This window comes from Pseudoalteromonas sp. MER144-MNA-CIBAN-0113 (assembly GCF_040308965.1).
Lineage (GTDB): Bacteria > Pseudomonadota > Gammaproteobacteria > Enterobacterales > Alteromonadaceae > Pseudoalteromonas > Pseudoalteromonas tetraodonis.
In genome coordinates, this window is sequence record NZ_JBEOOG010000008.1 from 68,647 (window position 1) to 82,973 (window position 14,327).

Consider the following 14,327-nt stretch of genomic DNA (forward strand, 5'->3'; position numbering starts at 1 on the left):
GGGAAAACTATGAACAAAATATTTACTAAAGCAGCATTAGCTGCGTCAATGGCAGTTCTTTCTTTCGGTGCTGCAGCTGAATCAGTTTCGTTTCAAGCAGGTGTTACAGTTCAAAATGCTTTTACCTTGACTAACGATTCGGCACTAGATTTTGGAACAATTCGTGCTTCAGCTGATTTAGCAACAACTGAAACAGCTACCCTTGTTTTAGCTGCAAACCCAGCAACCTCACCTACAACGGCTTCTACATCGATTGCAGATGCTGAAATCGCAATTTTAGTACCAGGTGCACCAGCCTCTTTTTCTGTTTCTGGCGTGTCTCCTTTCGGTTCACTAACCATTACGAATCCGCCAGAAAGTGCTATTTCACCTGATGCAGCACCTGCGGGTACTGCAGCATTTACTTTGGGAACTCCAACGTATTATGTGTTAACTGGCGCGACGCCTAACAGTGCAGCGACAACTGCCATTCAGGTAGACGCAAATGGTGAAGCGACATTTAATGTTGGTGCAACATTAACGACAGATGCCACTACACCTACTAGTGACTACATTGATGGCACTTACAGTGGTTCATTCACATTAGAATTAAACTATTAATGAGCAAAGCCTGCTTTATTACAAAGCAGGCTGTTTTATGAAATTAATTTTATTCATATTTGCAGCCTTCTTAACTTCAGGCTCGTACGCGCAGGTAACACCACTTGAGCAATTGAACTTTGGTAAAATTGTTATCAGTGATAATCAAAGTGTTAGCTCTATAACTTTGTTGCCTAGTAATACAAATACCTTAACCAATAAGATATATTTACTTGAAAAAGGCCATGCAGCTGAATTGTTGCTCGAAGGGTATCCAGCTCGTATTCAAGTGAATGTGAGTGACTTTATAAACGACCAACCTTTAAATAACATTTTCGGTGGTGCATCACTGATTTTAAATCAACTTATATACAATGCGACCATTACAACCGATACCACAGGAACGGCTTTATTAAGAGTTGGAGGGCAATTAAGTACCTCTGGTGACGGAAATACATATAAAGATGGCATCTTTGATACTACAATTGAAGTGACACTAAATTATTAGACAACTAGAGATGTTGATTAAATGACAATAATAAAAACTTTTTTTATCTTAGTAAGCTTTATTTTAATTAGCTTTCATTCTTATGCAAACTTACTCATTTCTCCAACAAGAATCAATTTTGATGAACGTCAACGTGTTGCTAAAGTCATTGTTGTTAATAACTCTAATGAATCTAAAACTTATAGATTGGAGTGGCAGGATAAAGTCGCACTAGCTGGCGGAGGGTATGCTAATTTAGCGGCTGATCAAGAAAGTTCATCTTCACTTAAAAATATGGTTAGGATTAGCCCATCGCAAGTTAGATTAGCACCAGGAGAAAGGCAGATTGTTAAGCTTGCTATTCGAAAGCCAAAAGGTTTAATAGAGCAGGAGTACCGCTCTCATCTAGCCTTTAAAGCACTTCCTAATGAAACTCAAAGTCAGCAACAGAGGCTAGGTATTAAGGTAAACTTACTTTTAAGCTACACTATTCCTGTTATTTTGCGAAAAGGCGGTGAAAAACCTGATGTTAATATTAGCAATTTACAGCTTATACACAGCCCAGAAAAAAAGGCGCTTGAGATTGAAATTAAGCGAGAGGGTGGCTTTAGCTCTTTTGGCAAGCTAGAAGTTTTCTTTAAGCAAAAAGGAACGGAAACAGAGAAAAAGATCGCCATGTTAAACGATTTTAGTATTTACCCTGAGCTCAAAAGAACAACGGCGACGATCCCAATTTTTGCAGATCAAAATATCCCGAAAAATGGCGAAGTTCGCGTCATTTATACAGGGCTTAAAGAATATCGCGATACTATTTTTAGTGAAAAGGTTGCGCCAATTAATAATGCAATTATCGGTAATTTGAAATAGGCGATGTATTACTTTAAGCGCTTAAAGTGGTTGCTGATCATTTTTTTATCAATTGATCCATTATTAGCAGCAGAGCCTGATGCTCAGGCCATTTTTGCTAGCATAAAAAAAATAGATAAAAAATGGCAGCAATACAACACTGAACAAGCTTTAAATGAAAGAACAGAGCCTGAGCTTAATGTGCAGCAAGGTGAGGGCATCCCCGAAGGGGAGTTATTATTTTTTTCATCGTTCGTGAAAAAAAATTACCTGGGTGAAATGCTCGGGGTGAAAAGTAAAACCGGTGTATTAATCGATTTATTAAGTTTTTCAGAAAGCCTGGATTTTGCTATCGATATAAATAGCGATGACCTTATTGCTCAAGGCTGGTTTATTCGTGAAGATAATCAGTTTTATCTAGACCTAAATACAAATACAGCACAAATTAACGGCGCTAGATATTCATTTAACAGCCAACAAGCTTATGCTGAGAACGGCGATATGTTTGTTGATAGTAACTTGTTAGCGCAGTGGTTTTCGTTAGATATTGATATTGAATATTCAGCACTTGAGCTAAATGTAAGCTCCCCCACCAAATTGCCTATAGAATTAAAACGCGAAAGAGAGCAGCGAGAAACTGTAACGAATAGAGAGTCACGTCAAGCAATATTACCTTGGAAGGCCAGTCCATACAGCGCAATTTCATCGCCTCTTGCTGATGTGCAGCTTAGTGCAACTAAGAGTAATACGGATTCAGCGATAGGGTACTCTGTATTAGGATCAAATGACTTGGCCTATTTTAATACTCAGTATTTTTTTGCAGGGCGAAAACAAGATTTACTATCTGATTCAAGATTATCATTTAGTCGTCAAAGTAAAGATGCACGCCTATTAGGTCCTTTAAATGCGACAACGGTTCAATTTGGAGATGTATTAGCAACTCAAGTCGGTAAACGATTTAATGGTAGTTACGCCAGAGGAGTAAAAGTTGATAACAAACCACTTTTTAAACAGGTTAATAGTAATCAAATTAACTTAACGGGTGCCATTCAACCAGGGTGGGATGTTGAGTTATATAGAAATGATGTACTGCTAGCGCAGCAGTTTAGCTTAGCTGATGGGCGCTATTTATTTGAAGACATTGATTTATTATTTGGCGCTAATAATTTTGAGCTGATTTTTTATGGTCCACAAGGACAAGTAGAGCGAAAAACAGAGCAATATTTTATAGATGGTAATAGTTTGTCAGCAGATGAATCGTTTTATGAGTTGTCAATTACTGAGCAAGGTGAGCAGTTATTCAATCAGTCACTTTATTCGACACAAGGCAAAGGTTGGCAGCTAGCGGGTCGTTATGAAACGGGATTAACTGATTATTTATCGGTTTATGCTGGTACATCAATATTAAATAGCAATTCGGGTGATAATGTTAACAATTATGCCTTTGGTTCAAACCTGAGTATATTTGATAAGGTATTACTTAATCTAGATTATGAAAAAAATAATAACGATGAAGATAAGCTAGAGGTCGCAGCTAGAGGTGAATTAGTTGGTCAATCGGTACGTTTAAGCCTGTCTCAAAACAATGAAAAAATAGTTGGTGATACAGATACAGCGAAAACTGAAAGTTATCAACTATACACGGCAGGAAAGTTATTTGATGAATCATTTGGAAGCTTGAGCTATCAAAATACGCTCGCCTATAACAACAGAGAATTTAGTGACTCATATTTAAGTGTTGATAATACCTTATCGTATAATTTAGGTGGTACCGTTGTTAGTAACAATTTAATTTGGCGAAAATTTGATTCTTTAGATGATGCAACAACACTTGGCAGTATGCGTCTTCAACATCGATTTGGTAAAACATACACTCGTTTTAGTGTTGACTACAGCGCAGACTCTGGTTCGACTATACTGGGTTACCAAGCAGAATTAAGCCGTAATTTATCTCAGAATTTGCAATCTGAATTCACACTAAGAAACTCCCGTATAAACGATTTAGTTTCTATGGAGTTGGGTCTAAATTGGCAAAGCGATAGTTTTAGCTTAAATAGCACAATGAGCTACGATGACGATGATAATTGGCGACTAGGTTTATTTAGTCGCTTTAGTATCGGTTTTGATACGAACACTGACGAGTACTTTTTAAGTAAAAGAAGCCTCGTAAATTCAGGGACTTTAATGGTTCGAGTTTTTCTTGATTCAAATAATAACAATATTCAAGATGATGGGGAAAAGGGAATTGAAGGCGTTAAGGTAAAAGGAGTTCAAAATTATCGCCGAGCTGTAACTAACGAAAATGGTTTAGCGATACTTAAAGGTATGCCGGCTAACTTAACAACCGACATAGTGATTGAACCAGGTAGTATTAGCGAGCCTTTTTTAGTTGCCGCCAACGATGGCTTTTCAATTACACCGCGTGCCGGTTTTGTTGAATATATGGAAATACCGCTTAATCACAGTAGTGAATTGGAGGGAACTGTTTACAAACAAGATGGGCAAGGCAGTAGTGAAGTACAGCCTTTTGCTACCGTAAAATTACTCGATAAACAAGGTAAGCAAGTGGCGCAAACGCAAGCTGCCTATGATGGCTATTATTTGTTTACCGATTTACGCCCTGGCGAATATAAAGCGGTTATAGATGATGAGTTTAAGCAACGTAAATCCTTAAAAGATACGCAACAGGTGGTGGTTAAATTACCAGCACAAGGTGAAGTGGTAATGGGCGTTGACTTTGAGCTGAAAGAAAAAACACAAACTCCAGCGTATATTGCAAATGCGGGTGGGTTTTCATCATTACCGATTATGAAAGCGTATTATCAATTAATTAAACGTCATTTAAATGAACAATCAAAGCGTGATGCTTTTTATATTAAAGATGAAAAACAAAAACGGTATATTTTAGCTGTCGCATATGCCGAGTCTGCGCAAGGGGAACTTGAACAAGTATGTGCAGAATTAAAAGTAAAAGGCTTAAACTGCCAAGTCCAAGCGCAACTTATTAGCCACTAATAACAATAAGGTTTAACCATGCAACATGCTAATTTATATAAACGCTACTCAATACTAATTGCCTGTATTGCTGCTCTTTTTATATCAGGATGCAGCACCACCAAAACTGCAGAATCTCCTCACCCAATGCAAGCGAGTGCCAATCTTTCTGAGGAAGAGTTGGCGCAGCTAAAAGCATCGTCTCAGCAGTGGCAAGCAGCCAAAGCAGGTGTTGAGCGTTTATTAGTGATTGAACAAGACTTAAAGCTATTAATAAGCCAATTAAATGCGGTGGCAAAACAAGGCTCTGCACCAACAAATACGCCTGCAGTATCAACAGCTAAAGCTTCGGCTGAAACGGTAGCACCCACAAAAGTTGCAAAAAAAGCTAAAGTAGCAGCGAATACAGCTGATGAAAAACAAGCCGTTAAAGCCTTATTTGCCTTACAAGTTGCAGCCGTTACCGACAAAGAGCGACTTAGCCAAAGTTTAAATCAAATAAAAGCCAGCGCATCTTCGTTATTTCAGGGTGAATATGTGGCGAATGTAGAAACTATTAACGTGAGTGGCATGACTTACTACCGTTTAAAGCTTGGAGCTTATCAAAATCAAGCCAATGCCGCTGCTGATTGCGATAAACTTAAACAGCGCCAAATCAACTGCATTGTGAGCCATTACACCCAACAACCATTAAAATAAATATGCATCTAGGGTATTAGGCATAATAATTGCTTTGTAACTATTATGTTTTTAGAGGATGGCAACTATGCGCCTTTTGTTACCCTTACTATTATTAAATTTAGCGGGCTGTAGCTTAACACCCCAGCCAAAGCCAAGTATAAGCACTGATGCGCCTAAAGCGGTCATGGCACCCTATACGCTCAATCAGTACGTAAATAGCTTGAGTGCCCAGCTTAGCCATATCAAAGAGCCTTTTAAAAGCACCGCTTCAATCGCGGTCAGCAGCTTTTATTTAGCCAATGCTTTGGATTCGCAAATTGCCCAAGGGCAGGGAACAGGGCTTAGTCAGCAAGTTCAAGAAAGCTTAATAACCCAATTTACTCAGTTAGGGTACAACACAGTTGAATACCGGCTTGAAAACCAGCTTAACTTATCAGCAAGGGCTGACTCAGTGTTAAGCCGTAGTACCAGTAACTTAAAGCAGCGTCAGATTATTGACTTTGTGATCACCGGTACTTTAACCCGTCAAGAACATGCTTATATTGTTAATGCTCGCATGGTAAATATGCAAACTAATCAAGTTGTATCTGCCGGCAGCACTGAAATTCCCATCAATGTGATGTGGAGCAATGAAAAAATACAGCAGCGCGGTGACTATATTTACCGCAGTGAATATTAATTAGGAGCACACATGAAACGCCTACTATTAACTTTATGTTTGCCACTGGGCTTTGGTTGTTCACAAATGACAAACCATAGTGACACACAAATTACCGACGATGCGCCTATGTTTTTTGAGCAACGCCCTGTAGCCGCACCTACACAAAGCGACTCGCTGTATCAAAATAAAGCCGCAGTGATGAATAAAAACAAACAAGTTAACACGCCAACACGCAAAAATATTAATCACTATGTGCGTGGGATCATGCAAGACATGGCTGAAAATTTACAGTACGTAAATACTAAAACGCCATTGGCAGTATCAAGCTTTGTTTTTTTAGACCGTGACTACAATAATGCTGACTTAGTGGGTAACCAAATCGCAGAGAGCTTTATGCATGAGCTGCATAATTTTGGTGTGCCGGTCATTGATTTTAAAACCACCGATTATATGCGCGTAACCCCTGGAGGCGATTTTGTTTTTAGTCGCGACTACTTAGAGCTTAACCAAGAACAAAACTTTAGTTACGTATTAGCCGGCACGCTAGTAAACCACCAAGGCGGCATATTAGTAAACGCACGTATTGTTGGTTTAGCGAGTAAAGCGGTTGTAGGCTCTGCACAGGGCTTTATTCCACAATCAGTTATTGATGCGTTAAATAGCAGTAACAGTGCTGATGGCATCATGCTAAAACAAGCGAGTAAGTGAGGTTTATCATGGCTAACTTAGCTAAGCGCTCAGCTTTAATTAGCATAATTGCATTTTCATTATTACTTTCAGGCTGTAATTTACTTGGTGAATCTAGCATGGCTGAACCCGCTAAGGCTGAGCCTGAACAAACAGTGGTAAGTAATCTTGATTTTAACCAAATCATGGCGCAAATGCAGCGCAATGACGAGCAAGAGCAATATGCTGATACAACGCAATTTAACCCAAACAAGCACCACAAAAGCTTAGTTAATTACGTTGAGCAAATGGCACTTGATTTAACCGACACCATGCAAGTAGCCCCGCAAGATGCAGCGATTGCGGTGACTTCGTTCGTTGATTTAGACGCAAGTTTAACTACAACAAGCCAGTTAGGTAATCAGTTATCAGAAACCTTTATACATCAGCTACAAAAGTTTGGTTATAGCGCCGTTGATTTTAAAACAGCCAATTTAATTACCGTAAATAAGCAAGGCGATTTTGCCTTTACACGAAACACTCGCAAACTTGCAGGTACCAGTATAGCCAGCCATGTATTGTCAGGCACCCTTATTTATAGAGAGGACGGCGTAGAAATAAACGCACGCGTTATTGATATTCAAAGCAAACGCTTAGCAGCCAGCAGCCGAACATTTATACCGCTTTACGTATTAAATAAAGAAGATATATATTTATCAAGCAATTAACTTAATTTGATGCTTGATATAAAAAACCAGATGCCGTTATAATTTTTGTAAGCTGTAAGCTGTAAGCTGTAAGCTGTAAGCTGTAAGCTGTAAGCTGTAAGCTGTAAGCTGTAAGCTTGATGTGGCCTCTTAGTTAAATGGATATAACGGCCCCCTCCTAAGGGGCAGTTGCAGGTTCGATTCCTGCAGGGGCTACCATTTACACGTTTCATACATAAAAATACCGCAGCAATAAATTTAAAATCGCCATATATCCCACTGTAAATAACTCTCTCATGTTTCAGGTTGTAAAATTTGGTATCGCTACATTTCATATTTTTAGTTACACTGCTAGTTACACCGAATCGGTTTGTTGATTTTGGTGTAACTAAAACTGCTTAAATTTCATTAAGCAGATGAAAACTAAAGGAAGAATGCGGATCTTGATTTTAGTATCCCATTTCAAGGTTTGGCTACCTATTCGATAATGGAGTGAAACATGCCAAGAGCAACGACCCCTTTAAACGATACGCAGATAAAAAATGCGAAACCAAAAGCAAGCGAATACCTGTTATCTGATGGTGGTGGGCTTGGCTTACGGATAAAAAAGAACGGCTCTAAAACTTGGCTGTTTAATTACTACCGTCCGCATATAAAAAAACGGGCGCAGATAAGCTTTGGCGTTTACCCAGCGATAACCTTAGCAGCCGCTAGAAAAAAGCGTGATGAGGCAAGGGCGTTACTTGCTAATGATATTGACCCTAAAGAATACAGGGAAGAAATTCAAAGCACTAAAGCAACTGAGGCAAAGAACACGTTTGAGGCGGTAGCAACTGAATGGCTAAACCTTAAAACGGCTAAGGTAAGTCAGCGGCACTCTTTTAATATCCGTAGGGGGTTTGAGTTACATGTTTACCCCGCACTAGGGAAAGTGCCTATAAGCAAGCTATCCGCACAGCTAACCATTGAAACGTTAAGGCCATTAGAGGCCGCTAATAAGCTCGATATGTTAGGCCGCTTATGTCAGCGTATTAATGAGGTGATGGACTATGCTGTGAATACTGGGCGTATGCCAGCTAACCACCTTCATAGTATCGGCAAAGCGTTTGGTACTGTTAAACATACCAATATGCCTACCGTGACCCCTGAGCAATTACCTATGCTATTAGCAACCGTTAACAGTGCGCGTTTAAAGCTTATTACTAAATGCTTGTTTGAGTGGCAGCTTCATACAATGGCTAGGCCAGCAGAGGCGGCAGGGGCGGCATGGAGTGAAATTGATTTTGATAATCGAGTGTGGAATATACCCGCTGAACGCATGAAAAAGCGCAAGCCGCAAGCGATCCCCTTAACCCCGCAAGTGTTATCACTGCTGGAGTATTTAAAGCCTATTAGCGGACACCGTGATTTTATATTCCCTTCTGATAATAACCCACGTACCCACCTAAGCAGAGAAACGCTAGGCGCAGCGCTCAGGCGTATGGGATTACAAGGCAAGCAAACAGCCCACGGCTTACGCGCACTAGCCAGTACCACGTTAAACGCCCAAGGTTTTGACTCCGATTTAATTGAGGCAGCACTAGCGCACGTTGATAAAAACCAAGTACGCGCAGCCTACAACCGAACCGACTACTTAGAGCGCAGACGTAAAATGATGTGCTGGTGGTCTGATCATATTGAAGCGGCTAGCAAGGGTGATTACTCAGTCACTGGCAGCCAGCATTTGAAAGTAGTTTAAGGATTAGCTAATGGATGAATTTATAACTTTTAACACTGCTTTGGCTTTGATTGCCTCTAATAAAGAAACAGATATAAATGTAAAAGCGATTAAATTAATCGACCTTTATTTGAATGGTGATGTTGATTTATATATCGAGCTAAACGGCAAGCGTGGAAAGCGGAGTTTTCCATATAGTCCACTGCCGCAAGCTTACAACCCGTTAGATGATTTACTTCGCCTTTTAGAGGATGGACAGGGAAAGGATGCTTTTAAAGACATTGATAACTTAGCAAAAAAAAGTTGGGATAGTAATTCGATCGGTGAGTTACAAAGCCTAGTTTTTTCAGCTGTTAAAGATACTTACTACACTCGGGTAGATGATGGGAAACAGGTCAGGTATATACCAAATGAGCTTATTGAAAAGTCTTTTATCAGCGACGCCGGGGGAGCGTCTAAGCAACAGGTCAAGCAATCATATGATTATGAATGTTCATATTTCTCAGAGGATGAGCTTTATAGGCTAGAGGGCACTTTTAAAGTTCCTTTGGACGAAGGAAGTTATCACTTAGATCGCTTTAAAAAAGCTCTATTTTATGGTGAGGGTGATGATGAGTTGAGCGAGAGAGGTATTGATCTGCCAATGGGGGGGATTGGTAAGGTTGCCTCATTAGACGGGCAAATATGGACGCTATATAGCCATGAAACACATAAATCCAACATGCTTAACCTAAAAGATGCTGAGCCGCATCCAGATATAATATTTCCTGATATTAATGTGTTTTTGTTAAAGCGTGATCAGGTTGTATCGGTTGATAAAGTGAATTCAGAGGTTGTTAAACGACCTAATGCGGCAAAAAGGAATCAGGATATTCGTAATCAGATACTAGAGGCGGCCCTATACGAGTTAGCACACAATTATAATGAGTGCCTGAAAGGTGGCGTAGTTATGGCTTCAAAAGTAGTAGAGGCTTTTACCTTAAACCATAAAGTTCATTGGCCTGATGGTTGTGGAGTTGATAAGGAGACAGGAAGAATTAAAGACGTTCCTTTAAGTAATGAAAAGATGATTAGACTTGTTAGAGGCGTAATTAAAAAGAAAAATTGAAATTTAATTATTAAATATCAGAGCATTAAATTAGCTAACCGTTAGCTAACGTTAGCTGACAGGAAGTTTATTTTTAACCTCTTAATATCCACCTTGAACTGTTTGTTTATTTCAAATTATTACAAGGTGAAACGTTATGATTGACAGAATTTTAAAGCAACGCGAAGTGGTAAAAATTACTGGTATGAGCCGCCCTACAATTTGGCGTAAAGAAAAGTTAGGGCTGTTTCCTGCTAGACGCGACTTAGGCGCTCGTTCAGTAGGTTGGCTTGAAAGCGAAATTAAGGCTTGGATGGAGAGTCTACCTTGTGTGGAGCATGACGAGGAGGCGGCCTAATGAAAGGGGGCAGCGGCAAAAAAGCCGCCACCCAAACCAATTTAGCAGCTAATGATGATAGTCCAAAAAAGTCTAATAAGCAGCCTAAGAAAGAACGCGCTTTTATTTATATTTTGCAGCATCCTGTAGGCGCTACAGAAAACGATATTTTGCGTAACATTGGCCTATCCAGTGGTAGGAACTACTTTACAGAGCTTGAGCGCCTGTATGACTTTAAATTCACGCGAGTGAGTGACGAGAACCCAGACGGTATAGGTACTCACCTTAGGTATGGCTTTTCATCACCAGAAATAGCAGCGGCTATTTTGAAAGAGATTAATGCGAGCCGAGCAAGGCGTGACGCTGGCGCATTGACGAAGGAGCAAGAGGCGGAGTTGTTGGCGCCTTTTAATCGTTTGTCATAAGTAATTACTAAAGTATTGCCATTACTGGCTATTAAAAATTTAATTAAAAGGAACAGGACGATGACTACAAACAATATGAAATATGATGCTAGCATTTCGGCGGATAACTTTGACTATCTTGACAGGGTAGTAAGTCAGGTACATAGCCTAACAGTGTTTATTATTGCTAATGATGGTTATAAATCAATGACAGAAGTCACATTGTCAAACTTACTTTGGACAGTTAGTGATCGCGTAGGGGAAGTGTTGTCGGATAGTGTTGACATGTATTTTGGTGAAATCCCAAGAGAGCAATTGAAGTTTGAGCAGCTATTAATTCAGGCTAAAACGGTGCTGGACGCTTTGCGTAATAGTGAGGGGTTTGGTGGATTACTTGGGGATCATCTGAGTAATGTAATTTGGCTGGTGGAAAGTTTATTTGAAGATGCCATAAAAGAATTAGGCAAAATGTCTACTCGTTCTGATGAACAGGCCGCTTAATAGAAATATGTGCCACCAGCATATTAAATCAACTTTGAATTATCCCTTGGTAGTGATCGTGGCCAAGGGAAACCCACCTAAGAAAATAGCCTAAAAAACCTATGTACCAGTATTTTTATGTAAGCGAATACTATCGCTGTGTGCTTTGTCGTTTATGGCTTTTTGTTGGTGAAACAATATGAACACTCAAAGTCGGTTTTTTACCCTCGAAAAAAGGCTATTTTTGAAGATGCGCCCCAGTAGAGGCGTTATAGCTATGGATAGTAGCTACTAACAATTAACTGGGTATTTAATAATATCTACGGCTCATGAATGACTAACCAACTAACCATAAATAACAATGATAAAGGGTATGAACACATTTTTGTCCACGGTGATAAAGGCTGGTGGGTGAACGCTGGGAAAAGTGGCTTAATGGTTAAGCCTATGCGAGCTATGCTAGACCAAATTGAGGTCATGCTGAGCAACCATAGCCGTGTGATGTTAATTCGTTTTGATTTGCGTATGGAGTCGTACACGCCAGATAACAAAATCATCACTGTATTTAACCGTAGGCTGTTTAAATGGGTTAAGGCTCAGTATGGGGTTAGTCGTATTGGTTTTGTGTGGTGTAGAGAGCTTGAGAGGGCAAAACGGCAACATTACCACTATGCGCTTATGCTTGATGCGTCAAAAGTTAACTATCCAAACAGCATAACCAAGAAGGTTTTGCAGATATGGGGCGAGCTTAACGGTTCGGCTTATGTACCAAAAAATTGTTATTACATCATGAAGCGCGATTGCTTGGAGTCACAGCAAGAGGCTATTTACCGTATATCTTATTTAGCTAAAGCGCGTGGGAAGGGCTACAAAGCTACTCAGGCTAAAAATTACGGTGCTAGTAGGATAAAGCCTAGGGCTAATGAGTTTTAAAGTGGTTTGGTTCTAAGGGGGTTATAGCTTTTTTTTCGCCGAATTAGCGGAACAGTGCGGAACAAATAGCGGAACAATTGAATTTTTAAGTCTTTGTTTTTTCTTTGATAGTGATTTAAAGCGGAACAAATGAGGGCTTGAATTTACGAGTTGTACTCTTGGTTATGGAAGGTGAGAGGTTACGCAGACCGCAACCCCTCACAAACCTGCTTTGGTACGACTCGTCCGGCCTCAATTGCCGTTAAGTGGTTCACCATCACAGAGGATTATTATCGGCGTAGATGCTTTAACCAGTCAATACTGGCTATTTTTACAGGCTTTTGATTGGCTACACTAAACGGCTGAACACGTTATAAATTTGTTATGCTCCCAACGTTAAATAATGTTTACTTTTTAGTGTTGCTACTTAGCTTCAATATACTTAGTTGTGTTTAAAAAAATTAATAATGCGTTGATTATTTCACCTCTACTTTTACAGACTCTATGTACCATGAATCATAGTTTTTCGAGGTTGTATCAAAGGTTGTTATTGAAAAAGAGCCGGAGTCTAAAGGTGGAATACTATATTTTATACCACTTAATGTAGGTAAGGGTTCATCTGCGAAATAGTTCTTAGATGATGCTAGCTTTTGTGCTATTGGTGGGAAGTGATTGATTTTATAGTCTCGGCTGGTTCCATTTTTATGGTTGATAGTAATTATAATTTCTTTTATCAAGTACTTATCTGAGCCATTGTAGATCGAGCCTTTAAATGTATTTCCGTCTATTTTAGCTTTCCCTTCTACTTTAGCCATTAAAGGGCTAATGATTTCAGCATCTGGAGTCTTTAGTGTAATACTACTTCTATCGTCATAGTGATTTGAGTATATCTGACCTAATGCGGACATAAATGAAATTATTATACACGTTACCGAGAACACTCCAGCCTTACAGTCTTTTTTTAAAATTAATGGAACCAGAGTTACAAGCGCTGAGACAAATACCACTGAGATCATTTGGCCTAAAATAAATCCAAGTATAAGTACAAAATCATTTGAGCTGGTATGAGTCATTGAATAAGCTGTAAAAATAATTATGTTAGATATAATTAGGCTTCCAGTTATTTTTATGAAATCTTCTGACATTTAAACTTCCTTTTTAAATACTTCCAAATTTTCTATTCGATAATAAAATTAAAATATTATTAATCCCAACGATAGCTTTATTTATATCTATATTCAACTCAACTTGTTTAGGGCTAATTTTATTTTAGATGTGCTGTTTCTGGTAGAGAAAAAGGTTTAGTTACACTGGTAGTTACACTTTGCTCATTTTATATTTTGTAAGTCATCTAAAATCAATGTCTTATGATTGTAATTCGACATTTGCAGGGGCTACCAATTAAATCAATGAGTTATGTTCTTTTTTTGTTTCTATATCAACAATATGTAGTATATTTGTAGCAATGTCAGCTTTGTGCCGTTCGGATAAAAAGTGAATTTGAAAGCCTGTTGGGTGGCGCCTTCGGCTTAACCAACCTACATTTTGGTGTAGGTCGGATAAGTGGCGGAGCCACGCCATCCGACAAAAATAATGAATTTACCAGAAACAGCCCAATTTACCCGTTAGCGATATAAATAACTGATTTGTACTGTAAGTTAAACCATCTATATTGACTGTCGGCTGAGTGCCCAGACTGTGTGAAAACTCTGATCACCTTTTGGTCTAAGTATGTTCTGCTTATGATCTATTAATCTATACATTTAGTT

Annotated in this window: 15 protein-coding genes and 1 tRNA gene; 15 read left to right on the forward strand and 1 reads right to left on the reverse strand. The window is 39.2% G+C overall.

Annotated elements, in window-relative coordinates; translation table 11 throughout:
* The first annotated feature begins 9 nt into the window (after nt 1–9).
* The 15 genes from AAEY57_RS03690 (at nt 10) to AAEY57_RS03760 (ending at nt 12,579) form a co-directional block, all read left to right on the forward strand.
* A complete protein-coding gene (locus AAEY57_RS03690; RefSeq protein ID WP_028833963.1) occupies nt 10–600 on the forward strand; it encodes a DUF4402 domain-containing protein in 591 nt (196 codons plus the stop codon).
* A gap of 37 nt (nt 601–637) precedes the next feature.
* The gene (locus AAEY57_RS03695) at nt 638–1,087 is read left to right on the forward strand and encodes a DUF4402 domain-containing protein (RefSeq protein WP_350606390.1); all 450 of its coding nucleotides are present in this window, start codon (nt 638–640) and stop codon (nt 1,085–1,087) included.
* A 21-nt stretch (nt 1,088–1,108) separates the two neighbouring features.
* The gene (locus AAEY57_RS03700) at nt 1,109–1,933 is read left to right on the forward strand and encodes a fimbrial biogenesis chaperone (RefSeq protein WP_350606392.1); all 825 of its coding nucleotides are present in this window, start codon (nt 1,109–1,111) and stop codon (nt 1,931–1,933) included.
* Between the two features lie 3 nt (nt 1,934–1,936).
* On the forward strand, nt 1,937–4,927 hold the full coding sequence (locus AAEY57_RS03705; RefSeq protein WP_350606395.1) for a hypothetical protein: 2,991 nt from the start codon (nt 1,937–1,939) through the stop codon (nt 4,925–4,927).
* An 18-nt stretch (nt 4,928–4,945) separates the two neighbouring features.
* A complete protein-coding gene (locus AAEY57_RS03710; protein ID WP_350606397.1) occupies nt 4,946–5,605 on the forward strand; it encodes an SPOR domain-containing protein in 660 nt (219 codons plus the stop codon).
* A gap of 67 nt (nt 5,606–5,672) precedes the next feature.
* Nucleotides 5,673–6,266: a FlgO family outer membrane protein gene (locus tag AAEY57_RS03715; RefSeq protein WP_350606399.1), complete on the forward strand. Its 594-nt coding sequence runs from the start codon at nt 5,673–5,675 to the stop codon at nt 6,264–6,266.
* 12 nt (nt 6,267–6,278) lie between these two features.
* Nucleotides 6,279–6,956, forward strand: coding sequence for a FlgO family outer membrane protein (locus AAEY57_RS03720; RefSeq protein ID WP_350606402.1), 678 nt, complete (start codon nt 6,279–6,281; stop codon nt 6,954–6,956).
* A gap of 8 nt (nt 6,957–6,964) precedes the next feature.
* Complete coding sequence (locus AAEY57_RS03725; protein WP_350606405.1) at nt 6,965–7,642, forward strand: FlgO family outer membrane protein; 678 nt, start codon at nt 6,965–6,967, stop codon at nt 7,640–7,642.
* Between the two features lie 123 nt (nt 7,643–7,765).
* A tRNA-Arg gene (locus AAEY57_RS03730) sits at nt 7,766–7,840 on the forward strand.
* 280 nt (nt 7,841–8,120) lie between these two features.
* Nucleotides 8,121–9,359, forward strand: a complete 1,239-nt coding sequence (locus AAEY57_RS03735; protein WP_350606407.1) for an integrase domain-containing protein — start codon at nt 8,121–8,123, stop codon at nt 9,357–9,359.
* Nucleotides 9,360–9,369: 10 nt separating this feature from the next.
* Nucleotides 9,370–10,446, forward strand: a complete 1,077-nt coding sequence (locus tag AAEY57_RS03740) for a hypothetical protein (RefSeq protein ID WP_350606410.1) — start codon at nt 9,370–9,372, stop codon at nt 10,444–10,446.
* A gap of 136 nt (nt 10,447–10,582) precedes the next feature.
* Complete coding sequence (locus AAEY57_RS03745) at nt 10,583–10,783, forward strand: helix-turn-helix transcriptional regulator (protein ID WP_138563035.1); 201 nt, start codon at nt 10,583–10,585, stop codon at nt 10,781–10,783.
* On the forward strand, nt 10,783–11,187 hold the full coding sequence (locus AAEY57_RS03750) for a hypothetical protein (protein ID WP_350606414.1): 405 nt from the start codon (nt 10,783–10,785) through the stop codon (nt 11,185–11,187). Before AAEY57_RS03745 ends, AAEY57_RS03750 begins: the two co-directional genes overlap by 1 nt.
* 60 nt (nt 11,188–11,247) lie before the next feature.
* Nucleotides 11,248–11,667: a hypothetical protein gene (locus AAEY57_RS03755; RefSeq protein WP_008466552.1), complete on the forward strand. Its 420-nt coding sequence runs from the start codon at nt 11,248–11,250 to the stop codon at nt 11,665–11,667.
* A gap of 312 nt (nt 11,668–11,979) precedes the next feature.
* Nucleotides 11,980–12,579 carry a YagK/YfjJ domain-containing protein gene (locus AAEY57_RS03760; protein WP_350606416.1) on the forward strand — a complete coding sequence of 200 codons (600 nt, stop codon included), beginning with the start codon at nt 11,980–11,982 and terminating at the stop codon, nt 12,577–12,579.
* A gap of 455 nt (nt 12,580–13,034) precedes the next feature.
* Here the strand turns inward: AAEY57_RS03760 and AAEY57_RS03765 are convergent, their stop codons facing one another.
* Nucleotides 13,035–13,703, reverse strand: coding sequence for a hypothetical protein (locus tag AAEY57_RS03765; protein ID WP_008463934.1), 669 nt, complete (start codon nt 13,701–13,703; stop codon nt 13,035–13,037).
* Nucleotides 13,704–14,327: the final 624 nt, after the last annotated feature.

Coding starts and splice junctions, on each gene's coding strand:
- AAEY57_RS03745 (WP_138563035.1), top strand. CDS start 10,583: ATGATTGACAGAATTTTAAAGCAACGCGAAGTGGTAAAAATTACTGGT.
- AAEY57_RS03760 (WP_350606416.1), top strand. CDS start 11,980: ATGACTAACCAACTAACCATAAATAACAATGATAAAGGGTATGAACAC.
- AAEY57_RS03690 (WP_028833963.1), top strand. CDS start 10: ATGAACAAAATATTTACTAAAGCAGCATTAGCTGCGTCAATGGCAGTT.
- AAEY57_RS03735 (WP_350606407.1), top strand. CDS start 8,121: ATGCCAAGAGCAACGACCCCTTTAAACGATACGCAGATAAAAAATGCG.
- AAEY57_RS03700 (WP_350606392.1), top strand. CDS start 1,109: ATGACAATAATAAAAACTTTTTTTATCTTAGTAAGCTTTATTTTAATT.
- AAEY57_RS03725 (WP_350606405.1), top strand. CDS start 6,965: ATGGCTAACTTAGCTAAGCGCTCAGCTTTAATTAGCATAATTGCATTT.
- AAEY57_RS03755 (WP_008466552.1), top strand. CDS start 11,248: ATGACTACAAACAATATGAAATATGATGCTAGCATTTCGGCGGATAAC.
- AAEY57_RS03710 (WP_350606397.1), top strand. CDS start 4,946: ATGCAACATGCTAATTTATATAAACGCTACTCAATACTAATTGCCTGT.
- AAEY57_RS03715 (WP_350606399.1), top strand. CDS start 5,673: ATGCGCCTTTTGTTACCCTTACTATTATTAAATTTAGCGGGCTGTAGC.
- AAEY57_RS03765 (WP_008463934.1), bottom strand. CDS start 13,703: ATGTCAGAAGATTTCATAAAAATAACTGGAAGCCTAATTATATCTAAC.
- AAEY57_RS03740 (WP_350606410.1), top strand. CDS start 9,370: ATGGATGAATTTATAACTTTTAACACTGCTTTGGCTTTGATTGCCTCT.
- AAEY57_RS03695 (WP_350606390.1), top strand. CDS start 638: ATGAAATTAATTTTATTCATATTTGCAGCCTTCTTAACTTCAGGCTCG.
- AAEY57_RS03720 (WP_350606402.1), top strand. CDS start 6,279: ATGAAACGCCTACTATTAACTTTATGTTTGCCACTGGGCTTTGGTTGT.
- AAEY57_RS03750 (WP_350606414.1), top strand. CDS start 10,783: ATGAAAGGGGGCAGCGGCAAAAAAGCCGCCACCCAAACCAATTTAGCA.
- AAEY57_RS03705 (WP_350606395.1), top strand. CDS start 1,937: ATGTATTACTTTAAGCGCTTAAAGTGGTTGCTGATCATTTTTTTATCA.